This window comes from Microbacterium sp. NPDC087589 (assembly GCF_044743635.1).
In the GTDB taxonomy this organism is placed as follows: Bacteria; Actinomycetota; Actinomycetes; order Actinomycetales; family Microbacteriaceae; genus Microbacterium.
In genome coordinates this window covers 220,432-245,627 of the sequence record NZ_JBIUWV010000008.1, presented here as the reverse complement: position 1 = coordinate 245,627, position 25,196 = coordinate 220,432, and the positions used below count along the sequence as shown (strand labels likewise).

Genomic DNA, 25,196 nt, shown 5'->3' with positions numbered 1-25,196 from the left:
CGCCCCGCCCGCCGGGCGGCCCCCCCCGAGGCCGGCCCCGGCACCCCCCCCCCCCCCCCCCCCCGCCCCGGGGGCGGGGGGCCGCCCCCCCCCCCCCCCCCCCCCGCGCGGGCCCCGCCCCCCCCCCCCCCCCCTTCTCTGGTTGACTCCCGGCGTCAGGCGCCCTGGTGCTCGAGCACGTGGTCGATCGCGCGGGTGAGCTGTCGGATGTCGTCCGGTTCGATCGACACGAAGGTCGCGACCCGCAGCTGGTTGCGGCCGAGCTTGCGGTAGGGCTCGGTGTCGACGATGCCGTTGGCGCGCAGGGTCTTGGCCACGGCCGCTGCGTCGACGCTGTCGTCGAAGTCGATGGTCGCGACGACGGGTGAGCGGTGGGCGGCATCCGTGACGAACGGGGTCGCCACGGCGGATTCCGATGCCCAGTCGTAGAGGATCCCCGAGGACTCCGCGGTGCGGGCTCCGGCCCACGACAGGCCGCCGTTCGACAGGATCCAGCTGAGCTGACTGTCGAGCAGGTGCAGGGTCGTCAGTGCCGGCGTGTTCAGCGTCTGGTTCAGCCTCGAGTTGTCGACGGCGTTCTTCAGGCTGAGGAACTCCGGGATGTACCGGTCGGAGGCCGCGATGCGCTCGATGCGGTCGACCGCGGCAGGGGACACCGCGGCGAACCACAGGCCCCCGTCGGAGCCGAGGTTCTTCTGAGGCGCGAAGTAGTAGACGTCCGCCTGAGCAGCGTCGAAGTCGATGCCTCCGGCAGCGCTGGTCGCATCGATGACGGTCAGAGCGCCGTCGGCGATCACGCGCTCGACGGGGGCTGCGACACCGGTGGACGTCTCGTTGTGCGGCCAGGCGTAGACGTCGATGCCCTCGACGACCTCTGCGGCCGTGCGGGAACCCGGCTCGGACTTGCGGACATCGGGCGCTTCGAGCCACGGGGCTGCCGCGGCGGCGGCGAACTTGCCGCCGAACTCGCCGAACACCAGGTTCTGGCTGCGGCGCTCGATCAGGCCGAAGGCCGCTGCATCCCAGAACGCCGTCGAACCGCCGTTGCCGACGATGATCTCGTAGCCCTCGGGAAGACGGAAGAGCGCCGCCAGCTGCTCACGCACACTGCCGACCAGGTTCTTGACCGGCGCCTGGCGGTGCGAGGTGCCGAGCAGGGTCGGCGCCGCGGCGAGCAGCGCGTCGAGCTGCGCGGTGCGCACCTTCGAGGGACCGCAGCCGAAGCGGCCGTCAGCGGGCAGGAGGTCACGGGGAATCTCGATCGCCATGCGTCGATCCTACGGCGTGAATCCCGAGCGCCCTGACCTCATGACGCCCTGATGTCCGCGCGGGAATGTAGGCTTGCCTAAGAAGACCCGGAGGGCCACATGACGGACTTGATCGACACCACGGAGATGTACCTCCGCACCATCCTCGAACTCGAGGAGGAGAACATCGTGCCGCTGCGTGCGCGAATCTCCGAGCGTCTCGGACACTCGGGCCCGACGGTCTCCCAGACGGTGGGGCGCATGGAGCGCGACGGTCTCGTCGTCGTCTCCGAAGACCGCACCCTCGAGCTGACCGACGCAGGCCGCCGCAAGGCCGTCAACGTCATGCGCAAGCACCGGCTGGCCGAGCGCCTGCTGTCCGACGTCATCGGTCTCGACTGGGCCTACGTGCATGAAGAGGCCTGCCGCTGGGAGCACGTCATGAGCGAGCAGGTCGAGCGTCGACTGGTCGAGCTCCTGGGCCACCCGACCGAATCTCCGTACGGCAACCCGATCCCCGGACTCGACCAGCTGGGTGACTCTCCTGCGCGCACCTTCGACGAGGGCGTCATCGGGCTGGTGCAGAAGCTGAACGCCGCAGGTGCTCCGATCGACGGAACCGTGCGTCGCCTCGCCGAGCCCGCTCAGGTCGATCCCGAGCTGCTCGAGCAGCTGCGCGATGCGGGAGTCGTGCCCGGCGCGAAGGGCGACTACCGCTTCAACGAGGGGTACGTCCTCATCCAGATGGAGGGCAAGGAAGACGGCCTGGAACTCCCCGTCGAACTCGCCTCGCACATCTTCCTGGTCGGCGAACCCGCCTGACAGACCGGTCTGATCGGCCCGAGATCCGCGTGATTCCGCGTCTCCGAGGATTGCCAGGTTCGCGGGGTGACAGGATCGTTATCTTCCGGTAACCTCGGACAAGTCGTCGAAGAAGCCCACTGACGACACCCGAGAGGACTCGCCTTCCAGGCTCGTCGACCTCTCGGTCAGACCGCACAACGTACCCGAGCTACATTCGTGCCACGAGAGCAGAGTGCCGACGAGCCAGCGCTACCCGAGCGCGCAGGCGCTGGAGGATCAAGTTTTGGCCAAAGACATCGAATCGCCCATGAAGACAACTGAAGATCACGCAGTCGCACGCAGCTCTCGCAGCCGCGTCGATGCTCGCAAGGTCGTCAAGCCCTTGCGTTCGATCGCCATCTTCGGGGCCGTCGGTGCTCTCGTCGCCGCTGTCGCTCTCCCCGCCTACGCCGCGACGAAGCCGGCCGAGACGGCGACGACGTTGCAGCAGATGGCTGCTGTCGACGCCCAGTCGCTGGTCGTCGCCTCCGATGCCACGTCCGCTCCGCTCAGCCGCGGCACGTTCACCGCCACGACTCCGGGTGAGATCGAGAAGAAGAAGGCGGAAGAAGCTGCCGCGGCCCGTGCGGCCGCTGCTGCGGCATCCGTCGCTTCGACCTCGGGGACCAAGATCGACACCGGTCGCTATGCGCTCGTGTCGCCCGGTTCCGGCGAGGTCCGGTATCCGCTTCCGCAGGGTTCGTACAACGTCAGCCGCACGGTCGGCGGTGCCCACCAGGGTGCTGACATGCTGGCTCCCGCGGGAACCCCCATCTATGCAGCCGCTGCCGGCGTCGTGCGCGCCTCGGCAGAGAGCATCGGCGGATACGGCGTCGCAGTCATGCTGGACAGCGTCGTGGGCGGTCAGCGCGTGCAGACGACGTACGGTCACATGATCTACGGCTCGCGCCAGGTCCAGGCCGGCCAGACCGTCGCCGCAGGTCAGTTGATCGGATTCGTGGGCAGCACCGGGCGTTCGACAGCCAACCATCTGCACTTCGAGGTCTGGGTCAACGGCGGCCTCATGGAGCCGATCGCCTGGCTCGGTGCCAACGCGGGCTGATCGCGTCATCCATCTCGCTTCCCCGCGGACACGCCTCCGGGAGTTCACCCGCAGTTTCGCCCTCGGGTACTCCTGATGGGTTAGCCTGAACCCGTTGTCGCACAGGCGGGAGAAGCTGATGGAGCGAATACCGAGCATCCGAACCATGGATGCCCTCGGTCGTCACGTCCTTCGGCATCGTCCGCAGGGACACCACGGCGTTGCCGTGCGTATGAGGCGCTGTCTGTAGACAGCGCCTTTTTTCGTCCCTGCGAACGCTTCCGCTCCGTGCGGCTTCGTGTGATTCGAGAGTGCCGGGAAGCCGTCCCGGCGGATCGAGAGGATGACGATGCGCACACTTGTACTGAACGCAGGATACGAACCGCTCGCGATCGTGTCGTTCAAGAGAGCCCTGGTCCTGGTCATGAACGACAAGGCCACCGTGATCGAACGCGTGGAAGACGACCCCGTCTGGGGCAGCCACGGCGTCTACGACCGCCCCGCCGTCATCGTCCTCTCGCGTTACGTGCGTATTCCCGCCAGCAGACGAGTGCCTGTGACCCGGCGGGGAGTCCTGCGCCGCGACAATCACCGCTGCGGCTACTGCGGCAAGGCGGCATCGACCATCGACCACGTGATGCCGCGCTCACGGGGCGGAGCCGATTCATGGGAGAACCTCGTCGCGTGCTGCCTGCGCTGCAACAACACGAAGAGCGACCGCACGCCGCAGGAGATGCGCTGGGAGCTGCGCTTCGCCCCGCGGCCCCCTCACGGCACCGCATGGACGGTGCGCGGCACCGAGCGGAGCGACCCGAGGTGGGAGCCGTATCTCGCCCTCGCGGCGTGAGCGGAAGGTGGGGGCGAGGGTTCGTCTAGAATGGAACCCTCGCCCCCGTAGCTCAGCAGGATAGAGCAGCCCTCTCCTAAAGGGCAGGTCGCTGGTTCGAATCCAGTCGAGGGCACCCCTCGGTCAGGCTGATCGATGCCGCCCGCATCACCGCCTCGAAGCTCGCTTCGAGCACGGATTCTGCCCGACCCGCCGTCCACGCGGTGCCACGGACATCCCGATACTCGAGCAGAGTGAGAGCGTCCGCGTCGCTCCCTTCGCCGATGCTCGTCTGATGGAGCGCGAGGATCTCCAGAGCGACGCCTGCGTCGGCGAGAGCGGAGATCAGTCCGGCGACCGGGCCCTCGTCGGTCGTCGTGTGCATGTGTACGTCGTCGCCGTCTCTCAGCGTGACCGTCATCTGCGCATCGTCCATTCGATAGTGCTCGAGTGCGAGACGCTCGTTCACCGGCGCCGAGAGGTACGTGCGCTCGAACAGTGCCCACAGGGCGGCGGGGGACACCTCGTCACCGACCGCATCCGCGTGCGACTGCACGGTGCGGGCGAAGTCGATCTGCAGGCGTCGGGGGAGCTCCACTCCGAAGTCCCTGTCGAGCAGGTACGCGATGCCGCCCTTTCCCGACTGGGAGTTCACGCGGATGACGGCGTCGTAGCTTCGGCCGAGGTCTGCGGGGTCGATCGGCAGATAGGGCACGCGCCACTTCTGGAAACGGGGAGAGGATCCCGTGGCCTCCGCGCGGGCGCGATGCTCGATGAGCCCCTTGCGGATCGCATCCTGGTGAGTGCCGCTGAAGGCGGTGTGCACGAGGTCGCCGACATAGGGGTGGCGAGGGTGCACCTCGATGCCGTTGCAGTACTCGACGGTGCGTCGGATCTCGTCGATGTCTGAGAAGTCGATCATCGGATCGACGCCCTGCGCGTGCAGGTTGAGCGCGAGAGTCGCGATGTCGACGTTGCCGGTGCGCTCCCCGTTGCCGAACACGCACCCCTCGACACGCTGTGCGCCGGCGAGCACGGCGAGCTCGGCGCAGGCGACGCCGGTTCCCCGGTCGTTGTGCGGATGGACCGACAGGATCACGCCGTCTCGCCGTGCCAGGTTCCGGTGCATGTACTCGATCTGGTCGGCGTACACGTTCGGCGTCGCGACCTCGACGGTCGCCGGCAGGTTGAGGATGACGGGACGCTCGGGGGTGGCATCCCAGAGTGCGGTCATGGCGTCGCAGACGTCGAGAACGTAGTCCGGTTCGGTGAGATTGAACACCTCGGGAGAGAACTGGAACCGGATGTCGGGGCGTTCTCCCGTCAGCTCGAGCACGTCCCGCCCGGCGCTCAGGATCAGGTCGGCGAGCTCTGCGCGGCTGCGCCCGAGCACCACATCGCGCCAGGTGGGTGCAGTCGCGGTGTACACGTGGATGACGACCGGATTCCGCACTCCACGCACCGATTCGACGGTGCGCTCGATCAGGTCGCGGCGGGCCGCGGTGAACACGACGATCGTGACGTCGTCCGGGGCGAGTTCCGACGAGGCGAGCAGCCGGACGAAGTCGTAGTCGGTCTGCGACGCCGACGGGTACCCGACCTCGATCTCCTTGTAGCCCATCGCGACCAGCAGTTCGAAGAATCGGCGTTTGCGCTGCGGGTCCATCGGCTCCGCGAGCGCCTGATTGCCGTCCCGCAGATCCACCGGGACCCACAGAGGGGCAGCGCTCAGAACCCGCGACGGCCATTCGCGGTCGGTGAGCGGGACGGGAACCCGGTCGAACACGGAGGTATAGCGGTTCCACGGCATCTGGGATGAGCGCTGGCGGTTCCACGGCGGTGAGGCCTCGGGGATCGGGCCGACGGGCGTGGCGAGGGTGGGAAACGGGGTGGACATGAGGGCTCCTGTGCGGGTCGAGATCCGTTCACCGTAACAACTCCTCAGACAAGTTGACAAGTTAGGATGAGTGCATGGCACAGATCCATCGCACTCCGCTCGCTGATCAGGCGGCGGACATCCTGCGGGCACGCATCGGCGCAGGGGAGTGGCAGCTGGGGCAGAAGCTCCCCGGTGAGACGACGCTGGCCGCCCAGCTGGGGGTCGGGCGGTCGACGGTCCGGGAGGCGATCCGCCAGCTGGCCGGTCGGGGGATGCTCGCGACTCGTCAGGGGTCAGGGGTCTTCGTCACCGCGTTGGAAGTGCCGGAGGACTGGGACGCGGTGCTCCGGCGCGCCGACATCATCGCCGTCATCGAGGCGCGGACGGCGATCGAGACCGAGGCGGCCGCTCTTGCCGCCACGCGCCGGACGGCATCGGATCTGCGGCTCATCCGCGGGGCTCTCGAAGGGCGGAGGGGCCATGCGCCCGGGGTCGAGGCCCACGTCGACGCCGACACCGCGTTCCATCGCAGCATCATCGCCGCCGCGCACAATCCGATTCTGCTGGAACTGTTCGACGGGTTCACCCCGCGGTTGCGTCAGGCGATGATCGACATGCTCCGGTTGCGAGCAGACGACGGCGGACAGCCCGACGACGACCGCCACGCCCGACTCGCCGACGCCATCGCGTCGCGGGACTCCGTGGCAGCGGGCGCCGAGAGCCGCAGCCACCTCGCCGACCTCGCGCGGGCTCTGTCCTGACGCGGAGCCGACCCGATCAGTCGCGACCGCTGCGCCACAGTTTCGAGGGCCACCAGATCACGCGACCGAGGTCGTAGGCGAGCGCCGGCACGAGCAGCGAGCGCACCACGAACGTGTCGAGCAGCACGCCGAACGCGACGATGAACGCGAGCTGCGCCAGGAACAGGATCGGGATCACACCCAGCGCGGCGAAGGTCGCGGCGAGCACGAGACCGGCGGAGGTGATCACGCCTCCCGTGATCGAGAGCCCTCGGAGAACGCCCTCGCGTGTGCCGTGCTCGAGTGATTCCTCGCGCACTCTGGTCATCAGGAAGATGTTGTAGTCGATGCCGAGTGCGACCAGGAACACGAACCCGTACAGCGGCACGGCAGGATCGGCGCCAGGGAAGTCGAAGATGCCGTTGAACACCAGTGCCGAGACGCCCATGGCCGTGCCGAACGACAGCACGGTGGTGATGATCAGCAGCACCGGGGCGAGGATCGAGCGCAGCAGCAGCATCAGGATGAGCATGATCACCACGAGGACCACCGGGATGATCAGGTTGCGGTCATGGATCGAGGCATCGTTGGTGTCGATGGCCGTCGCGGTGACTCCTCCCACCAGTGCATCGATCTCGTTCAGCTCGGCGCGCAGATCGCGCACCGTGTCGGCAGCCGCGTCGGAGTCGGCTGCGTCGGTCAACGTGCCCTGAAGCAAGACCTCACCGTCGACGACGGTGGGCTCGGGGACGGGGGTCCCCGGAGGACCGACCGCGACGAGTCCGTCTTCGGTGACCGTCGCCGCACCGCTCGGCGAATCGGCGGCGGTCACCGAGACGCCGTCGATGCCGTCGTCGGCGAGAAGCACATCGGCGGCATCCTGGAGCCGGCCCTCCGCGACGACCACGTAGACGGGGCTGCCCGAACCGCCGGGGAAGTGCTCGCCGAGGGCCACCTGTCCGTCGCGGGCCTCAGAGGCGCCGAGCACGAGGTCGGACTGCGGCACGCCGACGGCATTGAGCTGCAGCACGCCGGAGGCGCCGGCGAGCAGCACCAGGGTCGTGACGATCCAGATGACGCGCGGACGCCGGGTGATCAGGCGTGCGAGTCGCGCCCACAGCCCCGTCTTGCGCATGCCGTGCTCTTCGGCGACGACCTCGGGCTCGAATCTCGGACGCCGGGGCCAGAACACCGCACGGCCGAACAGCAGCAGCAGCGCAGGAAGCAGCGTGAGCGCGGCGAGCATCGCGAACACGATGCCGATCGCTGCCACGGGCCCGAGAGTGCTGTTGGACTTGAGATCGCTGAGCAGCAGGCACAGGAGACCGGCGATCACGGTGCCGCCGGAGGCGACGATCGGCTCGAACGAGCCCTTCCACGCCGCGAGGACGGCCGTTCCCTTGTCTTGACTGACGCGGAGCTCTTCGCGGAAACGCGCCACGAAGAGCAAGGCGTAGTCGGTTGCGGCTCCGATGACCAGGATGAACAGGATGCCCTGGGTCTGGCCGCTGAGCAGCAGCACCTCGAACTTCGCCAGCCACCAGACGACGAGCAGCGCCACGCAGAGCGCGAACAGACTCGTCGAGAGCACGACGATGGGCAGCAGGAACGAGCGGTAGACCAGCACCAGGATGACGAGCACCGCGAGAAGGGCGACGCCCAGCAGCAGTCCGTCGATGCCGGCGAACCCGGCGACCAGGTCTGCGCTGAACCCCGCAGGACCCGTGATGTAGACGGTGACGCCATCAGGAGCAGCTTCCCGCAGCTGAGCGCCGAGTGCGTCGATCGCGTCGGCGAGCTCCGCGTCTCCCTCGATGGGGATGAACGCCTGCACCGCCTTGCCGTCTTCCGAGGTCAGAGCGGGGGAGACGTCCTCGCTCACGCCTTCGACGGATGGCGCGTCGGCCACGGCATCCGAGATGGTCTGGAGATCCGACTCCGAGAGTTCGTCATCGGAGACGAAGACGGCGATCGCCGGGATGGCGTCGCTGTCGTTGAACTCGCCGAGGAGCTTCTGCACCTGAGTCGCATCAGCCGATTCGGGCAGATAGCTCGTCTGATCATTCGACGAGACCTCGTCGACCTTGCCGAACAGCGGGCCGCCGAGCCCTGCGCCGACCAGCCACACCAGGATCAGGGCGACGGGGATGAGGACGCGGGCCCAGGAGTGGCGCCGCGCGCGCACCCTGGTCGACGGGACGGGCGCGTGCTCAGGGCTGGACATCGGGTTCCTCTCGGGACATGCAGGGGTCGTGCAGGATGGGCATCAGCGGTGGTGGGTGTCAGGAGACCCAGGCGAGGATGAGGATCATCGTCGCGAGGAACCCGGCGAAGTAGTTGAGGAAGATGAAACGCCGCCAGGCGCGATTGGTGCGCGCGGAGGTCTCGTCGGTGACGTTCCACCAGGGCGCGGCGTTCACGATGTACGGCAGTGCGAGCGCAGCGCCCAGAGGGCCGGGCCACGAGGTGAACAGCATCGCGATGCCGGCGAGCGTCCAGAGCGCGATCGACAGCCGCACGGTCGCACGGGCTCCGATCACGGTCGCGATCGAGCCGATGCCTGCTTCTCGGTCGGGTGCGATGTCCTGCACAGCCCCGAAGGCGTGTGCGGCCATGCCCCACAGGAAGAACGCGATGAGCACGATGACCGCTGTGGGCGTGACAGACGCTTCGGCCAGCGAGAGACCCACGATCGCAGGGGTCACGAAGTGCAGGCTCGACGTCGTCGAATCGAGGAACGGCCGCTCCTTGAACCGGAGCTTCGGTGCGGAGTAGGCGATCACGGCGAACACGCTGAGCGCCAGCCAGAACCAGGACGCGGGGCCTCCGACCGCGACGAGGTAGACGAGGAACGGGACGTTCGTCACGACCGCCGCCCACAGGGTGGCCCGGTGGATGCGGGGAGAGAGCAGCGCGCCCTCGATCCCGCCCTTGCGCGGGTTGGCGAGGTCGGACGCGTAGTCGAACACGTCATTGATGCCGTACATCGCCAGGTTGTACGGCACCAGGAAGTACAGGGTGCCGATGATCAGCGTGAGGTCGATCTCGCGCGTGCTGAGAAGATATGCCGCTGCGAAGGGGAAGGCCGTGTTGATCCAGCTGATCGGACGGGAGGACAGCAGGATCTGAGCGGTGTCACGACCGATGGCGCCGCGGGTCGATGAGGTCATGAGGGCTCCCCATCGACGGCCGAGCTGTCGTCACGGACGCGTCGACGGGCGTGCAGCGCCGCCCACAGAGTCGGCAGCAGCACCGCCCCGGCGAGCGGATAGGCGAAATCCTCGAGAGGCGCGAGGCCGATGTGGATGCCGAGCAGATGATCGGCGGAGTAGTGGAACAGCCCGGTGGCGATCATCACCGTGTCGAACACGGCGGTGAGGATGAAGAGGACCACGATCGTCACGGCCATCGCCCCGACGTGGGCACGGTGCCGACCCGAGACGACAGACAGCACGACGGCGGCCACGACAGCGGCGCCGACGAACCAGGCGGAGAGCTCTATGTAGGTCACTGTGCGACCTCGCTGGGGCGCCGGCTCAGTCTTGTCAGGATCCGCACGGAACCGGTGTAGACGACCATCGTGCACACGATGAGGAAGAGAAGGAAGACGGGCTCCTCGATCGGGAGCTCGGGTGCGAGGACGATCCCTGTCGCGATGGCCGAGTCGCCACGGAAGAAGATCCCTCCCGCGATGCCTGCGACGTCCCAGACGAGGAAGAACGCGAGCCCGACGACCGTGACGACGGCCGCGGTCACGGCGTCGCGCCAGAAGAACAGCCGAAACCGCCAGTCGAGCAGCAGCATGCATCCCAGGGTGGCGAGCAGGAGCGCCGGATACACGAAGCCCATCACACCGTTCCGCTCGGGGACGCAGCGGTGGCCGAGACGTGGAGGGGCCCACTGGAGTGGTCGCCACGGATCCGCTTGAGAACGATCTCAGCACTGATCAGGCACATCGGAACACCGACTCCCGGTGCGGTCGTGGCGCCCGCGTAGTAGAGCCCCGACATCTGGCGCGACTCGTTCTGAGCCCGGAACATCGCGCTCTGAGAGAGGATGTGCGCGGGCCCCAGCATCCCGCCGCGCCACGAGTTGTAGTCCTCGAGGAAGTCTGCGGGGCCCTTCGTCTCACGCACCACGATGCGCTCGCGCAGGTCGTCGATGCCGGCCCAGCTCGCGATCTGGTCGATCGCGGCATCCGCCGCCTGCTCGATCGCCGGTGATCCGCCGCCGTCGGAGCCGCCCGAGCCCAAGGCCGTGTCAGCCGGGATCGGCACCAGCACGAAGAGGTTCTCGTGGCCTTCGGGTGCGACGCTGCTGTCGGTGGCGCTCGGACGGCAGACGTAGGTCGAGGCGGGGGAGGGGATCTCGGGCGCATCGCCGAAGATGGCGTCGAAGTTCGCATCCCAGTCTTCGGTGAAGAACAACGAGTGGTGCGGCAGCTCGGGCAGGGAGCCGCGGATGCCGAGCATCACGAGCACCGCACCCGGTCCGCTCGTGCGCCGCTGCCACCACGAATCGGGGTACGTGCGCAGGTGCGGCGGCAGCAGCGCCGTCTCGGTGTGGTGGAGATCGGCGCCGGACACCACGATGTCCGCCTCCGCCGTGTGCGCGCTCCCCTCGGAGTCGCGCCACGCGACGCCCGTCACAGTCGGTGCGCCTGCTCGGATGCCGGTGGTGATCGCCGTGACGTCGGCATTCAGCACGATCTTGGCACCCGCAGCCTCTGCCAGCTCGGCGATGCGCTCGACGACCCGCCAGAACCCGCCCTGCGGATAGCTGACGCCCTCGTCGAGATCCAGAGCACTCATGAGGTGGTACATCGCGGGGGCGGTGCGCGGATCCGTGCCGAGGAACACCGCGGGGTATCCGAGCAGCTGACGGATCACCGGATCGCGGAAGCGCCGGGCGGCGAACGACTGCAGACGTGTGCCCAGAAGCGTGAAGAGACGGGGAAGGGCTCGCAGCACCTCCGGTGTCATCAGCGTGCGCAACCGCGTGAACGGGTTGTAGAGGAAATAGCGTTCGGCCATGACACGTGCGTCGTGCGCCGAGTCGAGATAGGCGTCGAGAGCCTGTGCTGAGCCGGGCTCGCGAGACTCGAAGAGACGAGACACCGCCGCGCGGCCGGTGGGCACCGTGACGGAGGGCGACGGGTGTCCGTCGGATTCCGGCGCCTGGAAGACGCGGTATCCGGGGTCGAGGAGCGTCAGGTCGAGCTGATCCTGCGTCGAGGTGCCCATCATCTCGAAGAAGTGATCGAACACCTCGGGCATGAGGTACCACGACGGCCCGGAGTCGAACCGGAAACCGTCGCGCTCGATGGTTCCCGCGCGACCGCCGACTCGGCTGTTCTTCTCGTAGACGGTCACATCGTGACCATCGCGGGCGAGCAGTCCGGCGACAGCGAGCCCGGCGACTCCCGCGCCGATCACTGCGACCCGACTCATCGGTTCCGCTCCATCGCCGTCACGAGCACCGATCGCGCGGCCAGCAGCGCCTTGATCGGATCGGGGACCCGCACGCGGCGCTCGTACAGACTCGAGGCGGGAGTCTTCGCCACGCGTCTCGTCAGGGCGGTGAACAGTGCGTGGGCGCTGCGTACGGCGGCGCGAGCGTCCTTCGGCAGCAGGGGGATCGAGCGCGCCGCGTCGTCGAGCTGCGCCGTGATCGTGCGTACCCAGTCGTCGCGGTCGGCATCGGTGAGCCGGCCGCTCTCGCCGAGATATCCGCGGTGCAGGCGCTCGGTGTCGTCCGCGAGGTCCCGCAGGAAGTTCACGTTCTGAAAGGCCGCGCCGAGCTGTCGCGCCCCGTGGGTCAGGGTCTCGAGCTCGCCGGTCGTGCGCTTCTCGTCTCGCAGGAACACGCGCAGACACATCAGCCCGACCACCTCCGCAGAGCCGTACACATAGCGTTCGTGCGCCTCCGCGTCGTACGCCGTGAAGTCGGTGTCGGTCGCGATGTCGGCGGCCATCGAGTCGAAGAAGGGCTGAGTGAGGTCCTCGCCGATCGCGCACTCCTTCGCCGTGCGCGCGAAGGCATGCAGCACGAGGTCCGTGCTGTATCCCACGCTCATCGCCCTGTGGGTCTCGGCCACATAGGACGCCAGTGCGTCGGTCTGGGCTGACTCGTCGAGTCCTGCCTGTGCGGCGACCCCGTCGACGATCTCGTCGGCGATGCGCACCATGGCATAGATGTTCCGCACGTGCTGGCGGTGTCTCTCACCGAGCAGCCGCGTCGCGAGCCCGAACGACGTCGAGTAGGTGCGGATGACCTCGGTGGATGCGGTGTCGGCGGCGCGATTGAATCGCCCCAGACTCGCACCAGACGCGTCGTGAGGGGTCGGGGTCATGCCTGGCGTCCTTCGAGGCGAGAGGCGGAGACCAGGATCGACCGTGCGGCATCCGAGCTGATCTCGCCGGCGAGCTCCGCCTCGGACAGCAGCGTGTAGACCGAGTCGAGCTGATCGCCGATGAGGCCGACGACGAATCGCTCGGCTCCGCATTCGCGCAGCAGATCGCGCATTGCGGTGGCGTCCTGCAGGCTGAGGTCTGGGGATCCGAATCGGGGCGCGATGCGCTCCCAGGTGCTCGTCGAACGTGCGAACGCGATCAGGGCCGTCTCCTTGCCCTCCCGCAGATCGGAGTACGCATCCTTGCCGTGTGTGCGGTGGTCGCCGAACACGCAGAGCAGATCGTCCTGCAGCTGGTAGGCGAGGCCCAGGTGACGGCCGACGGACTGCAGCGTCGCTTCGGCGGACGCCGACGATTCGGCGAGGAGCGCCGCCGCTCGCAGTGGCAGGGAGAAAGAGTAGGTCGCCGTCTTGTAGACGCTCATGGTGAGAACGGTGTCGACGTCCGAGGCGATGATCCCGTGGCTCAGTGCGACGTCGGTGTGCTCTCCGGCCACCGTCTCGAGGATGGTCTGCTCGACGAGGTCGAGCAGGCGTCGTCGTGCGGGCGCCGAGACCTCTGCCCTGGCGAAGCCCATGATCGCGGCCGAGAGCATCAGGTCGCCCATCAGGATCGCGCTGGATCTGGCCCAGTGCAGCGAGTCCTCCTCGGAGGTGCCTGGCGCACCTGCCGCGAGCTGTCCGATCAGGTTCGGTCGCTTGCGACGGGTCAGGTCTCCGTCGATGACGTCGTCGTGCAGCAGGAAGGCATAGTGCAGCAACTCGATGTGGGTCGCGATGTCGACGGCGGCCATCGTCGCGCTGTCGTCGGCGGACGGGACCAGCGCGCGGTGGATGTCGAGCAGCAGCCTCGGGCGCACGAGCTTGCCGCCGAGCGCATGGTCTGCGGTCGCGCGCCAGAGTGCGGCGAACTCGCTTCCGTACGCCTCGGCGTTCTCGCAGTGCAGGTCGAAGCGCTGGCGGAGCAATGATTCGACTCGAGTGCCCATGTCCTCTCGCGGCGCGGCCTGCGTCACGGTCACGGTCATGCTCACACCACCCCGAGGTCTCGGAGCTGGGGGAGCTGTTCGACGAGCCAGGGGCTGAAGGCGAAGGTGGCGCCGATAACGGAGTCGGCGAACTCCGCCGGGTCGACCCATGCCCATTCGGCGACCTCGTCAGGGTCGGGGGAGAGGGGACCGTCTGCGATGGCCACATGGACGGGGCAGATCTCGTTCTCGACGATCCCGCTCGCGTCGACGGCCCGATAGCGGTAGTCGGGCAGCACCAGGGAGACGTCGGTGAGGCGGAGGCCGAGTTCGTCCTTCGCACGGCGGTGCACCGCATCCGTCATGTCCTCGCCGGGGCGCGGGTGGCCGCAGAAGCTGTTGGTCCACACACCGGGCCACGTGCGCTTGGCGAGTGCTCGTCGCGTCACCAGAAGTCGCCCGTCACGGTCGAAGACGTGGCAGGAGAAGGCCAGGTGAAGAGGGGTATCGGTCGTGTGCACGGTGTCTTTCGCGCGTGTGCCGATCGCGACTCCGTCTGCAGAAAGGAGGGTGACCTCATCCAACGGGGGAACCTCCTCCATTTTCGCTAGCTTAGCTAATAATCAACATAACATGAAACATTCGTGTGTAGCATGATGTCATGCACGACGGACCCGACGCCACCCCCCGCGGCAGCGGCGCGTCGGGTGTGCTCTCGAGACAAGAGGACATCTCGCCCGACGGTCTCGCCCACGCGGCGATCTACGACGTCGAGTCGGCGGATCCGCGGAGCACTCTGATCGACCGGTCAGGGGTGGCTCCCGAGGATCTGCGCCAGATCGCGCTGGTCATGGGGGCGCTCGGCGAGCTCCGGGATGCCGAGCAGAAGCTGTCGCTCGCCTCGCGGCGTTACATGCGGCTGAATGACACGGATATGCGTGCGCTGCACTATCTGATCGTCTGCGAGAACCGTGGCGCGACGGCCACTCCCGGGGGGATAGCGACCCACCTCGGGATATCGACGGCGTCGACGACCAAGCTGCTCGATCGCCTCGAGAAGGGCGGTCACATCCGGCGCGCGCCGCACCCGACAGACCGGCGTGCTCTCGCGATCACCATCACTCCGGAGACGCGACAGGCGGCGATGGAGACGGTCGGTCGTCAACAGGCCAAGCGGTTCTACTCAGCGGCTCGACTGACGTCGGATGAGCGTGACGTGGTCATCCGATTCCTCTCGGATATGGCCAAGGAGATCACGCTCCGGGATGAGCCGTGGGCCCAACCCGGAGTCGCGACCTCAGAGTGAGTCAGTGTGCGGCGTTGTACGCCTCGACGACCGGACCGGGAATGCGGCCCCGTTCCGAGAGCGTGTACCCGTTGTCGTTCGCCCACGCCCTGATCGCGGCGACCTCGGGGTTGCGACCTGCGCGCTTGCGAGGCGCAGACGATCGCGCCGACACGGGCGAGCCTGCTCGCCGCCCTGCCGAGATGTACGGCTCGAATGCCGCGCGCAATTCCTCAGCGTGCGCGGTATTCAGGTCGATCTCGTAAGAAGTTCCATTCAGCGAGAAATGTACGGTCTCGCCTTCGCCCACGTCCAGGACGCTTCCGTCGATGTCATCGACCAACTGGTGCACAATTCTTCTTGCCATGACAATGACACTACTCCGGATAAACGTGTTCCGGAATGTTATTCGTGTCCTGGGTCGATCAATTTCAGGCCGACGATGCATCCGACGAGCCCGAGAAGCAGAAGGATTCGCGCCCAGGAGATCTCGCTGTCGCCCGTGACCATCGCCCAGATGACGGTGAGTGTCACTCCGATTCCTACCCACACCGCATATGCGGTGCCGGTCGCGATATCACGCATCGCGAATGCGAGCCCGAGCATCGAGAGGGTGAGGCCGCCCACGAAGATGATGCTGGGCCACAGCTTGGTGAGTCCCTCGGATTTGCCCAGGGCGGTCGCCCATACGGCCTCGAGAACTCCGGAGAAGATCAGCACTATCCACGACATGATGGTCCTTTCGGACCAGTCTTTTCGCTCACCGGGTACTGGTCTGCCTCGTCCGGGGCCGGGGTTCACCGACCAGTATTCACGATAGTCGTCAGCGCTGGGCAGTGTCTGTGCAGCTCTGCTGCGCGGATCGCCGCGCGTGCGGGATGCTCAGGGGAGCAGTCCGGCGCGGCGCGCCTTGGCCACGGCAGCGTGGCGGGTCGACGCGTCGAGCTTCGACATGGCCGTGCCGAGATATGCCTTGACCGTGCCCTGGCGGAGGCCCAACTGTCCCGCGATCTCCGCATTCGTCGCCCCCAGGGCCGCGCAGGCGAGCACGTCGGTCTCCCGTCGGGAGAGATGGACGGTCGAGATCGGTCCGGTCCCCGTCGGCGCAGCGTCCTCCGCGAGCATCACGAGACGCTGCTCCACCTGTGCGATCCGCGCGCGCAGATCAGCGTCGTCGACAGACGCCCCGATGCTGCGAAGCTCCGCGAAACTCTCGCGCAGCTCTTCACGATGGCGCGGCGCGACCGATTCGGATGCCGGTGACACTGCGCGCAGTCGTCGCTCCACCTCGTCGCGAACGCGAAGCTCCTCCGCCACCGACTGCGCGACCTGCATCGCCGGAGCGGTCGTCACGCCTCCGACAGGCGTCGCTTCCCAGGTGCCGGCGTAGAGGACGCCCCGGGGGCGACCGCTCACGACGATGGGCAGAGCGAGCAGCGTCCGCAGCCCCTCTCCGAGCACGAACACGTCGTAGTCATGGGTGATCTGCTGGGAGGACCTGTAGTCGCTGGTCATCCGAGGGCGCAGCTCCATCATCGCCCGCCCGCCGAGACCACGCTCGGGTCGCACGCGCAGTCCGTCGAGGCTGCGAGTGCGGTTTCCGACGATGCTGGTGACGCTGACGACGCCCTCGTCGACGAGTCCCCCGAAGGCGACGGGGAACCGGGTGCGCCGAGCGAGCTCGCGCACCGCTCTGGCGACGAGCTCGGTCTCCGATTCCATCTCGGTCGATGTGCTCACGACTACCTACTTTCGGGGGTGACGGCGCTGTTCCCCGTTTCGTAGCGTCGACCCTATCATTCGCCTGGGAATCCGGGCGAGCCGCAGCACATGAGGCAAGGAGGCCCCATGACAGACCATCAGACGGCAGATTCGCCGGGAGCGATCGACTACATCGCCGTCGAGCAATCACCACGATTCCGCGAGTTGAAGAAGACGCAGCGATCGTTCATCTTCCCGCTCGCTGCGTTCTTCCTCATCTGGTACTTCGTCTACGTTCTGCTCGCCGCATTCGCGATCGACTTCATGTCGCAGCGGGTGTGGGGTGATATCACCGTCGGACTGCTCATGGGTCTCGGACAGTTCGTCACCACCTTCGCGATCACGATGGGCTATGTCGCCTTCGCCAATCGCCGACTCGACCCGATAGCGACCGAGATCCGTGACGAACTCGAGAAGGCGCAGGCGGAGGCATGAACATGATCCACACTGCGACCCAGGCGGCCGAGGTCGAGAGCAATCCCATTCTCAACATCTCGATCTTCGGTGCATTCGTCGCGGTGACGCTGTTCATCGTGATTCGGGCGAGCAAGAACAACAAGACGGCCGCTGATTACTATGCAGCGGGCCGCTCGTTCACGGGGCCGCAGAACGGCTTCGCGATCGCCGGCGACTATCTGTCTGCGGCGTCGTTCCTGGGAATCTGCGGAGCGATCGCGATCAACGGATACGACGGGTTCCTGTATTCGATCGGATTCCTCGTCGCCTGGCTCGTCGCATTGCTTCTCGTCGCAGAGCTCATGCGCAATACCGGCAAGTTCACCATGGCCGACGTGCTGTCCTTCCGTCTGAAGCAGCGCCCGGTGCGCATGGCCGCCGCGATCACGACGCTCGCCGTGTGCTTCTTCTATCTGCTCGCCCAGATGGCGGGTGCCGGCGGCCTGGTCTCGCTGCTTCTCGGAATCGACGGCCGGGTCGGGCAGTCGATCGTGATCGCCGTGGTCGGTCTGCTGATGATCGTCTACGTGCTCATCGGGGGCATGAAGGGCACGACCTGGGTGCAGATCGTCAAGGCGTTCCTGCTCATCGGCGGTGCCATCGCGATGACGATCTGGGTGCTGGCCATCAACGGGTTCAGCCTCAACACGCTGCTCGAGGCAGCTGTGGCGAACTCCGACAAGGGCGATGCCATCCTCGGGCCGGGGCTGCAGTACGGCGCGAACCCGTGGGACTTCGTGTCGCTCGGCATGGCCCTGGTGCTCGGAACCGCTGGGCTCCCGCACGTGCTGATGCGCTTCTACACGGTGCCCACGGCCAAGGAGGCCCGTCGCTCGGTGGTGTGGGCCATCTGGCTCATCGGTGGCTTCTACCTGCTGACGCTGGTGCTCGGCTACGGAGCGGGCGCACTCGTCGGCGCGGATGTGATCGCGGCAGCACCCGGCGGGCCGAACTCGGCAGCGCCGCTGCTCGCGCTGTATCTGGGTGGGCCTGTGCTGCTCGGCTTCATCTCGGCGGTCGCGTTCGCGACCATCCTCGCCGTGGTCGCCGGACTCACGATCACGGCGGCCGCCTCGTTCGCGCACGACATCTATGCGAACGTGATCCAGAAGGGCAAGAAGGACTCCGGGGGAAACCCGGTCGAACCCGACCCCGACGGCGAGGTGCGCGTCGCGCGGAGAACGGTGGTCGTGATCGGCATCCTCGCCATCGTCGGCGGCATCGGCGCGCAGGGGCAGAACATCGCCTTCCTCGTGGCGCTCGCCTTCGCGGTCGCCGCCTCGGCGAACCTGCCGACGATCCTCTACTCGCTGTTCTGGAGACGGTTCAACACCCGGGGTGCCGTCTGGAGCATGTACGGCGGTCTTGCGGCGGCGATCATCCTCATCGTCCTGTCGCCGGTGTTCTCCGGTTCGCCGACGTCGATGATCCCCGGGATCGACATCGTCCTGTGGCCGATGAACAATCCGGGCATCGTGTCGATCCCCCTCGGGTTCTTCCTCGGCTGGCTCGGTACGGTCACGAGCCGCACCAAGGAGTCGCCGCTCCTGGCCGCCGAGATGGAGGTGCGCTCGCTGACCGGGTTCGGAGCGGAGAAAGCCGTGGACCACTGATCCGGCGGTGATGCGAACGTGGACCCCGACGGCCTACTCGTCGGGGTCCACGTCGTGTGCGGTCAGCGGTGAGACTCGAGGTCGAGAAGGAATCTCTTGCGCTCCGGGTGCGCGCCGTACTGCCCCGCCGTTCCGTCCCACCGCACCACGCGATGGACGGGGACGATGATCGAGAAGGGGGTGAGGCGGCAGGCGGTGCCGACGGCGCGGGCGGCACCGGGGCGACCAGCCAGTGCCGCGATCTCGCCATAGCTCATCGTCTCTCCCCACTCGATCGTGCTGATCGTCTGCAGCGCGCTGCGAGCGAACCCGTCGACGAGGCGCCAGTCGAATGTCAGATGATCCTGGAAACGCACCGGATAGCCGTCGAAGTACGCATCGAGGAGCTCGGTGACCTCGTCGGCTGCTCCGGGGTCGGGATCGGGGACGGCGCGAAGCTGGCCCGAGACGCTCTCGAGAACCCAGGGAACCGAGGGGTCATCCGATTCCGAGAGGTCGAATCGGACGAGACCCTCGTCGGAGAACACGGCGAGGGCGTCTCCGAACGGGGTCGGTGCGAAGTCGTAGCGGAAGGTCATGCCTCCATATTGACCGCAGCGATCGCGCACGGGCGTCATCACGAGCACGAGCGGGGGAGACCCCGCCTGTTCGGGGCCCGTGTGCAGAAGCAGTCCGCACACACCCGCTGCAGGCCTCTGATTGGCGGAAATACGGTGAAACCCGCCAGGGATACCGGCTGCGGGGCGAGGCGCGCTTAGTGTGTGAGGTGTGTGGCGACGTGAAGGCAAGGCTGCGGATGACGCAGCGACCGATGCCGCAGTGACCCTCGGCGAGTTGCACGAGCCGGTCTCCGGTATCGGCATCGCGCATGCCGCTGAGGCGGAGCGCACCCGTCTGCGTGCTGAGGCCGCCGACCTCGGCGGCCCATCGCCGCTCGTCAACTTCCGCGACACGGTCGAGTCCGGCATAGACATCTCGAAGGCTCACCCGGGCAGCCTTCCCCAGTTCATCACCGGCAAGTCCACCCTGCTGTCGAACCTCTATCGCGACGAGGTCGGACTGCGGACGGCGAGGCTCGCCGCCGAGCGGATCACCGCGAAGAACACCGAGCTGCGCACCGTCCGCGGCATCGAAGCCGTGCACCTCGTGGTCGGGGTCGCAGGATGGCGCATCGGCGGGGCGGAGTTCTCGGCACCCGTGCTCCTGCGGCCGTTGGCGATCCGTCGACACCATTCCGACTTCGAGCTCAAGCTGCAGGGCGCGTTCGAGGTGAACCCTGAGCTCGTGCGGATCGCGCGCGAGCACTTCGGCATCACGATCGACGCGGCGGCGCTCGCCGCCCTCGCCTACGACGGCGGGATATTCAAGCCCCAGCCCGTGATCGACAGCCTGCGGGCCACGACGCGTTCGATCGACACGTTCACGGTGCTGCCGAGGCTGGTGGTCTCGACCTTCGCCGACGTCGGCGGCGCCATGTCCCGCGACGGCGGCAGCCTCGACCATGTCGTGCTCAACGCCCTCGCCGGACACGTGGGTGACCGCGAGCAGGTCTCCGCGCGCAGACCCGACCCTCACCACACCGGACCGGATGACCGCGCGCCGGCATCCGACAACCTGCTGCTCGACGCGGATGCCGAGCAGGAGGCGCTTCTCGCGAAGATCGCGGCCGGCCATTCGCTCACCGTCGCGACTCTCCCCGGTACCGGCGGCACGCAGACCGTGATCAATGCGCTCGGCGAACTCGTGCGCGCCGGCAAGCGCGTGCTCGTCGTCTCGGCTCGGCGCTCGACCCTCGACGGCGTGCGGCACCGCCTCGCGGGCATCGGTCTCGACAGCCTGGCGGTCTCGCCCGCGAGTGTGCGCCGCGACCTCGTGCGTGCGATCGGCCGGAACGAGAAGGCGACTGCTCCGAAGGTCAGTGACGTCGATGACGCCCTGGTGCGCCTGCGCGCCGTGCTGCGGGACTACCGGCAGGCGCTCACCGCTCCGGTCGCCGGGACGACCTCCTCGGTGCTCGACGCCACGCGCCACCTCACCAGGCTCGCCTCGCTGCCGACTCCGCCGTCGACCACCGCACGGCTCAGCGCCGAGACCCTCCGCCGTCTCGCCGACGATCGCTCATCGGCGGCAGCCGCGCTGGCGCAGGCGGCGCGTCTGGGCGAGTTCCGCTTCGGCCCCGACGACTCGCCCTGGTACGGCGTGACCTTCTCGAGCACAGAGGCGGCGAAGTCCGCGCATCAACTGGCGGCGCGCCTGCACTCCGAGAGCGTGCCCGCACTGCTCGAGCGGGGCTACGCGCTGATCGCCCAGACGCATATGCGTCCGTTCTCGACCATCGACGAGCTCGGCGAGTACCTGCGGCTCCTGCAGGGAATCCGTGATTCCCTCGACCGGTTCAGCCCCACCGTGTTCGAACGCCCGCTGGGTGAGCTGATCCAGGCCCACGGTTCGCGACGCGATGCGCCGGCGATGTCCGGAGCCAACCGGCGCCGTCTACGTCGACTCGCCAAGGAGTACGTCCGCCCGGGCGTGCACGTCACCGAGATGCACGAGTCGCTGCTTCGCATCCAGGCGCAGCGCACCCAGTGGCAGCGGTTCGTGGAAGCGGGCGTCGCGCCCGAGGTGCCGCTCGGCCTCGCCGACGTCCACGCCTCCTGGCAGCGCGTCACCGCCGAGCTCGCAGAGCTGGATGTCGCACTCGGACGCAGGGAGCCGCTCTCGACGCTTCCCGTCGCGCGACTCGTGCGCACTCTCGCGGGCCTCGCAGCCAAGTCCGATGTCTTCGACAACCTCGTGGAGCGTGCGCAGCTGCGCGATCGGCTGGCCGAACTCGGTCTCGAGCCGCTGCTCGCGGAGTTGTCCGTTCGCCACGTCGCCGAGTCGCGGGTGGGTGACGAGCTCGAATTCGCGTGGTGGCAGACGCTGCTCGAGCGCGCTCTGCAGGAAGACCGGGCCCTGCTCGGCGCGAACACCGCGGTGGTCGATCGGCTCGAGCGGGACTTCCGTCTCGTCGACGAGGCGCACGCGGCGATGGCGGGCCCGCTGCTCGCCTGGCAGCTCGCGAACCAGTGGAAGATCGCGATCGTCGACGAGCCGCAGGAATCTCAGAACCTGAGGCGCGCACTGAAGCAGCCGGCCACGACGACGGCCGAGATCGTGAGCTCAGCGCCCACCCTCGTCGACGTGCTCGCACCGGTCTGGATCTCGTCGCCCTACCTCGTGCCGCAGATCCCCGACTCGGTCGAGTTCGACACGGTCCTCCTCGTCGATGCTGCGGCGATCAATCTGGCGGAGGCCGCCCCGGCGATCCGCCGCGCCCGTCAGGTCGTGGCGTTCGGCGACCCGGTCACGCAGCTGCCGACCGCGTTCCACGTCGCCGTCGACCCGGGCTCCGAGTGGGAGCACGAAGTTCCCTTCGACTCGGTATCGGTGTTCGAGCGGCTCTCCGAACTGCTTCCGGTGATGACCCTCACGCGCAGCTACCGCGCCGGGGGCGAGGACCTCGCCGAACTCATCAACGACGCCTTCTACGGCGGCGAGATCGTCTCGTTGCCCTGGGCGGGCTCGTACCTGGGTCGCGGCAGCCTCACGGTCGACTACGTGGAAGGCGGCACCGGAGCGCCCGACCCCGTGTCGGGTGCGGTCGAGAGCCCCGAAGCGGAGGTCGCGCGCGTCGTGACGCTGGTCGTCGAGCACGCCGTGCATCGCCCGGACGAGTCGTTGATGGTCGTCACGGCCAGCAGGCGTCACGCCGAGCGCGTGCGCGCCGCGGTCACCTCCGCCTTCGCCGGACGATCGGATGTCGCCGACTTCGTCGGCCGCGACACCGACGAGCCCTTCGCGGTGCTCACCCTGGAGGAGTCGGTCGCCGAGAGTCGTGACCGCGTGATCTTCTCGCTCGGCTACGGCCTCACGAAGCACGGCCGGGTGCTCAGCGATTTCGGAGACCTCTCGACCCCGGATGGCGAGCGGCTGCTCACGGTGGGGATGACCCGTGCGCGGCGCTCGATGGTCATCGTCTCGTCGATCCGGCCCTCCTCGTTCGACGACGGACGCCTCGAGTACGGTGCGGCCACGCTGATGTCGATCCTGGGCGGCCTCGCCACACGCGCACGCGACGCCCGCCTGGAAGACCTCGCCGACCCGCTGACACTCGCGCTCGCACGCGAGCTGCGTCGTCTCGGCGCCGCCGTCGACGTCGACTACCGCGGTCTGCTGCCGCTCGTCGCCCAGCACAACGGCAAGGCGGTCGTGATCGAGTCAGACCCGGAGTCTCGGGGGGAGTCGCTGCGTGAGACGCTTCGACTGCGCCCGCACGTGCTGCGCCGCCTCGGCTGGCACTACGTGCGCGTGCATGCGTTCGACCTCTACAGCGACCCGGTCACCGCGGCCGCCCGCATCGCCGGAGTGCTGGGAATCTCGGCATCCGCGGCTCGCGCCGACAACGACACGCAGCCGATCGATCTCACCGATCCTCAGAATGACTGACGAACGCGACTCCGACGAGCCCCGGCAGAAGGTCGTGCGGGTCGCCGGATCGAGACGTGCCCGGCTGACTCCGGTGGCGGACACCGACACCGACCCGGAGCGGGTCTCGAAGGAGCCGAATCGGCCTACGGGTCCGAAGGGTCCGAACGACGACCGATTGATGCAGGACGTGCCCCCGCATTACTGAGCATCTGCCCCTGAGATCTCCGCAGGGATACGACGAAGCGCACGGCCCGATCAGGACCGTGCGCTTCGTCGTAGGACGGCGGTGCGTCAGCTGCGCGAGCTGTTCCTGGCGAGCAGGTCGCGGATCTCGATGAGCAGCTCGGCCTCGGTGGCCGCGGCCGGCTCCTCCTCGGGCTGCTCGGCCGGCGTGCCCTTGCGGGCCTCGACGTGCGACTTGAACGTGTTCATCGGCAGGACGAACACGAAGTACACGACCAGGGCGACCGAGAGGAAGCTGATGATCGCCGAGATCAGGTCGCCGATCGGGAACGTCACCTGGTCGCCGTAGATGCTCGTCAGCTGCGGACCGAAATTGCCGGTCGCGTCAGCCTTGAAGAACAGCGAGACGAGCGGGGTGATGATGCTGTTGACCACGGCGGTGACGATCGCCGTGAACGCGGTGCCGATGACGACCGCGACCGCGAGATCGATCACGTTGCCGCGGAGGATGAAGTCCTTGAAGCCTTTGAGCATGAATGCCTCCGAAGAGTCGATGTTGTCAGGAAGAGGTGCTGGTCGACGCGGGTGCCGGAGTGGTGCTCTTCGCCGGCTCCGACTTCGATGATGCCGGGGCGGGTGCGGAAGCGCCGGATCCCGCGCGTGAGTCGGTGCGATAGAAGCCCGAGCCGTTGAACGTCACGCCGATCGATCCGTACTGCTTGCGCAGCTCTCCGCCGCATTCGGGGCAGACGGTGAGGGCGTCGTCCGAGAAGCTCTGCACGGCGTCGAAGGCATGGCCGCACGAACGGCAGGCATAGGCATAGGTGGGCATTGCGATCCTCGCGGGTCAGCGTCGCGTCGGCGACAGGTGCAGGGTCTGCGTGGGAGTCACGACGCCGGAGACCGGCTGATCGTGCACCTCCCGCGGCAGGAAGTCGAGTACCTCGGAATCATAGATGACTGCGTAGACAGGCGGGCACTTCTCCATCGATCCGATGGTCTTGTCGAAGTAACCGCGCCCCCAGCCCATGCGCATCCCGGTGCGATCGACCGCGGCGGCGGGGATGATCATCAGATCGACGTCGTTCACGGCGATCGGACCGAGGACCTCGCCGGTCGGCTCGGGCAGCCCGAACAGGCCCTCGGCGATATCGTCGCCGTCGGTCGCCACCGCCCAGTCGAGCAGGCCGTCGGCGCGCGTCACCGGAAGCAGGACCCGGATGCCGCGGCGCACGGCTCCGGTGACGAACTCCCTCGTCCCGGGTTCGGTCGTGGTCGACAGGAAGCACGAGATCGATCGGGCGTCGAGCGTCTCGACGAGCTCGTCCAGTCGCTGCGTGACGGCGGATGCCGCGGTCTCCCGCTGCGCGTCGCTCAGCAGCTGGCGGCGCTCGCGGAGCTCGGCGCGAAGTGCGCGCTTCTCGTGCTCGACGTCGTGGGGCATGCTACCGAGTCTACGGCGGCATCCCCA

General features: G+C 67.7%; 26 protein-coding genes, 1 tRNA gene and 1 riboswitch. Of the genes, 10 read left to right on the top strand and 17 right to left on the bottom strand.

All coding sequences use genetic code 11. The annotated features are described in order from the left end of the window. Window positions 1-155: 155 nt before the first annotated feature. On the bottom strand, window positions 156-1,268 hold the full coding sequence (serC, locus tag ACIOU8_RS16830) for a phosphoserine transaminase (RefSeq protein WP_400791900.1): 1,113 nt from the start codon (window positions 1,266-1,268) through the stop codon (window positions 156-158). A gap of 99 nt (window positions 1,269-1,367) precedes the next feature. Here serC and ACIOU8_RS16825 point away from each other — a divergent pair, with 99 nt between their 5' ends. The 4 genes from ACIOU8_RS16825 to ACIOU8_RS16810 all read left to right on the top strand — a co-directional run bounded on the left by ACIOU8_RS16825 (window position 1,368) and on the right by ACIOU8_RS16810 (window position 4,094). Further along, window positions 1,368-2,069, top strand: coding sequence for a metal-dependent transcriptional regulator (locus ACIOU8_RS16825; RefSeq protein WP_400791897.1), 702 nt, complete (start codon window positions 1,368-1,370; stop codon window positions 2,067-2,069). A 289-nt stretch (window positions 2,070-2,358) separates the two neighbouring features. Continuing rightward, window positions 2,359-3,153, top strand: a complete 795-nt coding sequence (locus ACIOU8_RS16820) for a M23 family metallopeptidase (protein ID WP_400791894.1) — start codon at window positions 2,359-2,361, stop codon at window positions 3,151-3,153. Between the two features lie 328 nt (window positions 3,154-3,481). After that, a complete protein-coding gene (locus ACIOU8_RS16815) occupies window positions 3,482-3,979 on the top strand; it encodes an HNH endonuclease (protein WP_042539885.1) in 498 nt (165 codons plus the stop codon). Between the two features lie 41 nt (window positions 3,980-4,020). Beyond that, window positions 4,021-4,094 (top strand) — tRNA-Arg (locus ACIOU8_RS16810). Here ACIOU8_RS16810 and ACIOU8_RS16805 read toward each other — a convergent pair. Further along, entirely contained in the window at window positions 4,056-5,768 is a 1,713-nt protein-coding gene (locus ACIOU8_RS16805) for a 2-isopropylmalate synthase (protein WP_400791933.1), read from the bottom strand. The genes ACIOU8_RS16810 and ACIOU8_RS16805 overlap by 39 nt on opposite strands. 161 nt (window positions 5,769-5,929) lie before the next feature. On the opposite strand from ACIOU8_RS16805, the gene ACIOU8_RS16800 reads away from it, so the two are divergent. Then, window positions 5,930-6,598: a FadR/GntR family transcriptional regulator gene (locus ACIOU8_RS16800; RefSeq protein ID WP_400791890.1), complete on the top strand. Its 669-nt coding sequence runs from the start codon at window positions 5,930-5,932 to the stop codon at window positions 6,596-6,598. Between the two features lie 16 nt (window positions 6,599-6,614). Here ACIOU8_RS16800 and ACIOU8_RS16795 read toward each other — a convergent pair whose 3' ends face one another. The 8 genes from ACIOU8_RS16795 to idi are packed head-to-tail and all read right to left on the bottom strand — an operon-like array spanning window position 6,615 to window position 14,559. After that, a complete protein-coding gene (locus ACIOU8_RS16795; protein ID WP_400791887.1) occupies window positions 6,615-8,801 on the bottom strand; it encodes an MMPL family transporter in 2,187 nt (728 codons plus the stop codon). 58 nt (window positions 8,802-8,859) lie between these two features. Next, window positions 8,860-9,747, bottom strand: coding sequence for a prenyltransferase (locus ACIOU8_RS16790; protein WP_400791885.1), 888 nt, complete (start codon window positions 9,745-9,747; stop codon window positions 8,860-8,862). Further along, window positions 9,744-10,088 (bottom strand): lycopene cyclase domain-containing protein, encoded by a 345-nt coding sequence (locus ACIOU8_RS16785; RefSeq protein ID WP_400791883.1) that lies wholly within the window; start codon window positions 10,086-10,088, stop codon window positions 9,744-9,746. The genes ACIOU8_RS16790 and ACIOU8_RS16785 overlap by 4 nt, the downstream gene beginning before the upstream one ends. Next, window positions 10,085-10,426 (bottom strand): lycopene cyclase domain-containing protein, encoded by a 342-nt coding sequence (locus ACIOU8_RS16780; RefSeq protein ID WP_400791930.1) that lies wholly within the window; start codon window positions 10,424-10,426, stop codon window positions 10,085-10,087. Before ACIOU8_RS16780 ends, ACIOU8_RS16785 begins: the two co-directional genes overlap by 4 nt. Continuing rightward, window positions 10,426-12,027: a phytoene desaturase family protein gene (crtI, locus tag ACIOU8_RS16775; protein ID WP_400791881.1), complete on the bottom strand. Its 1,602-nt coding sequence runs from the start codon at window positions 12,025-12,027 to the stop codon at window positions 10,426-10,428. The genes ACIOU8_RS16780 and crtI overlap by 1 nt, the downstream gene beginning before the upstream one ends. Next, window positions 12,024-12,929 carry a phytoene/squalene synthase family protein gene (locus ACIOU8_RS16770; protein ID WP_400791878.1) on the bottom strand — a complete coding sequence of 302 codons (906 nt, stop codon included), beginning with the start codon at window positions 12,927-12,929 and terminating at the stop codon, window positions 12,024-12,026. Before ACIOU8_RS16770 ends, crtI begins: the two co-directional genes overlap by 4 nt. Further along, window positions 12,926-14,017: a polyprenyl synthetase family protein gene (locus ACIOU8_RS16765; protein ID WP_400791876.1), complete on the bottom strand. Its 1,092-nt coding sequence runs from the start codon at window positions 14,015-14,017 to the stop codon at window positions 12,926-12,928. The genes ACIOU8_RS16770 and ACIOU8_RS16765 overlap by 4 nt, the downstream gene beginning before the upstream one ends. A 2-nt stretch (window positions 14,018-14,019) precedes the next feature. Then, window positions 14,020-14,559, bottom strand: a complete 540-nt coding sequence (idi, locus tag ACIOU8_RS16760) for an isopentenyl-diphosphate Delta-isomerase (protein ID WP_400791874.1) — start codon at window positions 14,557-14,559, stop codon at window positions 14,020-14,022. A 59-nt stretch (window positions 14,560-14,618) separates the two neighbouring features. On the opposite strand from idi, the gene ACIOU8_RS16755 reads away from it, so the two are divergent. Further along, the gene (locus ACIOU8_RS16755; RefSeq protein WP_400791871.1) at window positions 14,619-15,263 is read left to right on the top strand and encodes a MarR family winged helix-turn-helix transcriptional regulator; all 645 of its coding nucleotides are present in this window, start codon (window positions 14,619-14,621) and stop codon (window positions 15,261-15,263) included. A gap of 1 nt (window position 15,264) precedes the next feature. On the opposite strand, the gene ACIOU8_RS16750 is transcribed toward ACIOU8_RS16755, so the two are convergent. From ACIOU8_RS16750 to ACIOU8_RS16740, 3 genes are all read right to left on the bottom strand, one after another. Continuing rightward, window positions 15,265-15,609 (bottom strand): Lsr2 family protein, encoded by a 345-nt coding sequence (locus ACIOU8_RS16750; protein WP_400791869.1) that lies wholly within the window; start codon window positions 15,607-15,609, stop codon window positions 15,265-15,267. 38 nt (window positions 15,610-15,647) lie between these two features. Then, the gene (locus tag ACIOU8_RS16745) at window positions 15,648-15,974 is read right to left on the bottom strand and encodes a DMT family transporter (protein WP_400791867.1); all 327 of its coding nucleotides are present in this window, start codon (window positions 15,972-15,974) and stop codon (window positions 15,648-15,650) included. Window positions 15,975-15,984: 10 nt separating this feature from the next. Further along, a riboswitch (guanidine-III (ykkC-III) riboswitch) is annotated at window positions 15,985-16,052 on the bottom strand. A gap of 72 nt (window positions 16,053-16,124) precedes the next feature. Next, window positions 16,125-16,982 carry a LuxR C-terminal-related transcriptional regulator gene (locus ACIOU8_RS16740; RefSeq protein WP_400791865.1) on the bottom strand — a complete coding sequence of 286 codons (858 nt, stop codon included), beginning with the start codon at window positions 16,980-16,982 and terminating at the stop codon, window positions 16,125-16,127. 108 nt (window positions 16,983-17,090) lie between these two features. Between ACIOU8_RS16740 and ACIOU8_RS16735 the strand changes: the two genes are divergently transcribed. Beyond that, the gene (locus tag ACIOU8_RS16735; RefSeq protein WP_400791863.1) at window positions 17,091-17,438 is read left to right on the top strand and encodes a DUF485 domain-containing protein; all 348 of its coding nucleotides are present in this window, start codon (window positions 17,091-17,093) and stop codon (window positions 17,436-17,438) included. Continuing rightward, window positions 17,435-19,072 (top strand): cation acetate symporter, encoded by a 1,638-nt coding sequence (locus ACIOU8_RS16730; RefSeq protein ID WP_400791860.1) that lies wholly within the window; start codon window positions 17,435-17,437, stop codon window positions 19,070-19,072. The genes ACIOU8_RS16735 and ACIOU8_RS16730 overlap by 4 nt, the downstream gene beginning before the upstream one ends. 62 nt (window positions 19,073-19,134) lie before the next feature. On the opposite strand, the gene ACIOU8_RS16725 is transcribed toward ACIOU8_RS16730, so the two are convergent. Then, window positions 19,135-19,650, bottom strand: a complete 516-nt coding sequence (locus tag ACIOU8_RS16725) for a methylated-DNA--[protein]-cysteine S-methyltransferase (RefSeq protein WP_400791858.1) — start codon at window positions 19,648-19,650, stop codon at window positions 19,135-19,137. 190 nt (window positions 19,651-19,840) lie between these two features. On the opposite strand from ACIOU8_RS16725, the gene ACIOU8_RS16720 reads away from it, so the two are divergent. Both ACIOU8_RS16720 and ACIOU8_RS16715 read left to right on the top strand, forming a co-directional pair. Further along, window positions 19,841-23,560, top strand: coding sequence for an AAA family ATPase (locus tag ACIOU8_RS16720; RefSeq protein WP_400791856.1), 3,720 nt, complete (start codon window positions 19,841-19,843; stop codon window positions 23,558-23,560). Then, entirely contained in the window at window positions 23,553-23,747 is a 195-nt protein-coding gene (locus tag ACIOU8_RS16715) for a hypothetical protein (protein ID WP_400791853.1), read from the top strand. Before ACIOU8_RS16720 ends, ACIOU8_RS16715 begins: the two co-directional genes overlap by 8 nt. A gap of 86 nt (window positions 23,748-23,833) precedes the next feature. On the opposite strand, the gene mscL is transcribed toward ACIOU8_RS16715, so the two are convergent. The 3 genes from mscL to ACIOU8_RS16700 are packed head-to-tail and all read right to left on the bottom strand — an operon-like array spanning window position 23,834 to window position 25,169. After that, the gene (gene mscL / locus ACIOU8_RS16710; protein ID WP_400791851.1) at window positions 23,834-24,259 is read right to left on the bottom strand and encodes a large conductance mechanosensitive channel protein MscL; all 426 of its coding nucleotides are present in this window, start codon (window positions 24,257-24,259) and stop codon (window positions 23,834-23,836) included. A 25-nt stretch (window positions 24,260-24,284) separates the two neighbouring features. After that, entirely contained in the window at window positions 24,285-24,557 is a 273-nt protein-coding gene (locus ACIOU8_RS16705) for an FmdB family zinc ribbon protein (RefSeq protein WP_140037666.1), read from the bottom strand. Window positions 24,558-24,572: 15 nt separating this feature from the next. Beyond that, window positions 24,573-25,169 carry a 5-formyltetrahydrofolate cyclo-ligase gene (locus ACIOU8_RS16700; RefSeq protein ID WP_400791847.1) on the bottom strand — a complete coding sequence of 199 codons (597 nt, stop codon included), beginning with the start codon at window positions 25,167-25,169 and terminating at the stop codon, window positions 24,573-24,575. Window positions 25,170-25,196 lie beyond the last annotated feature (27 nt).

Bases quoted from the DNA above. Each gene is read 5' to 3' on its own strand.
- ACIOU8_RS16700 (WP_400791847.1), bottom strand. From the start codon at position 25,169: ATGCCCCACGACGTCGAGCACGAGAAGCGCGCACTTCGCGCCGAGCTC.
- idi (WP_400791874.1), bottom strand. From the start codon at position 14,559: ATGGAGGAGGTTCCCCCGTTGGATGAGGTCACCCTCCTTTCTGCAGAC.
- crtI (WP_400791881.1), bottom strand. From the start codon at position 12,027: ATGAGTCGGGTCGCAGTGATCGGCGCGGGAGTCGCCGGGCTCGCTGTC.
- ACIOU8_RS16735 (WP_400791863.1), top strand. From the start codon at position 17,091: ATGACAGACCATCAGACGGCAGATTCGCCGGGAGCGATCGACTACATC.
- ACIOU8_RS16815 (WP_042539885.1), top strand. From the start codon at position 3,482: ATGCGCACACTTGTACTGAACGCAGGATACGAACCGCTCGCGATCGTG.
- ACIOU8_RS16805 (WP_400791933.1), bottom strand. From the start codon at position 5,768: ATGCCGTGGAACCGCTATACCTCCGTGTTCGACCGGGTTCCCGTCCCG.
- ACIOU8_RS16795 (WP_400791887.1), bottom strand. From the start codon at position 8,801: ATGTCCAGCCCTGAGCACGCGCCCGTCCCGTCGACCAGGGTGCGCGCG.
- ACIOU8_RS16750 (WP_400791869.1), bottom strand. From the start codon at position 15,609: ATGGCAAGAAGAATTGTGCACCAGTTGGTCGATGACATCGACGGAAGC.
- ACIOU8_RS16790 (WP_400791885.1), bottom strand. From the start codon at position 9,747: ATGACCTCATCGACCCGCGGCGCCATCGGTCGTGACACCGCTCAGATC.
- ACIOU8_RS16820 (WP_400791894.1), top strand. From the start codon at position 2,359: ATGAAGACAACTGAAGATCACGCAGTCGCACGCAGCTCTCGCAGCCGC.
- ACIOU8_RS16725 (WP_400791858.1), bottom strand. From the start codon at position 19,650: ATGACCTTCCGCTACGACTTCGCACCGACCCCGTTCGGAGACGCCCTC.
- serC (WP_400791900.1), bottom strand. From the start codon at position 1,268: ATGGCGATCGAGATTCCCCGTGACCTCCTGCCCGCTGACGGCCGCTTC.
- ACIOU8_RS16770 (WP_400791878.1), bottom strand. From the start codon at position 12,929: ATGACCCCGACCCCTCACGACGCGTCTGGTGCGAGTCTGGGGCGATTC.
- ACIOU8_RS16780 (WP_400791930.1), bottom strand. From the start codon at position 10,426: ATGGGCTTCGTGTATCCGGCGCTCCTGCTCGCCACCCTGGGATGCATG.
- ACIOU8_RS16745 (WP_400791867.1), bottom strand. From the start codon at position 15,974: ATGTCGTGGATAGTGCTGATCTTCTCCGGAGTTCTCGAGGCCGTATGG.
- ACIOU8_RS16800 (WP_400791890.1), top strand. From the start codon at position 5,930: ATGGCACAGATCCATCGCACTCCGCTCGCTGATCAGGCGGCGGACATC.
- ACIOU8_RS16825 (WP_400791897.1), top strand. From the start codon at position 1,368: ATGACGGACTTGATCGACACCACGGAGATGTACCTCCGCACCATCCTC.
- ACIOU8_RS16730 (WP_400791860.1), top strand. From the start codon at position 17,435: ATGAACATGATCCACACTGCGACCCAGGCGGCCGAGGTCGAGAGCAAT.
- ACIOU8_RS16765 (WP_400791876.1), bottom strand. From the start codon at position 14,017: ATGACCGTGACCGTGACGCAGGCCGCGCCGCGAGAGGACATGGGCACT.
- ACIOU8_RS16705 (WP_140037666.1), bottom strand. From the start codon at position 24,557: ATGCCCACCTATGCCTATGCCTGCCGTTCGTGCGGCCATGCCTTCGAC.
- mscL (WP_400791851.1), bottom strand. From the start codon at position 24,259: ATGCTCAAAGGCTTCAAGGACTTCATCCTCCGCGGCAACGTGATCGAT.
- ACIOU8_RS16715 (WP_400791853.1), top strand. From the start codon at position 23,553: ATGACTGACGAACGCGACTCCGACGAGCCCCGGCAGAAGGTCGTGCGG.
- ACIOU8_RS16755 (WP_400791871.1), top strand. From the start codon at position 14,619: ATGCACGACGGACCCGACGCCACCCCCCGCGGCAGCGGCGCGTCGGGT.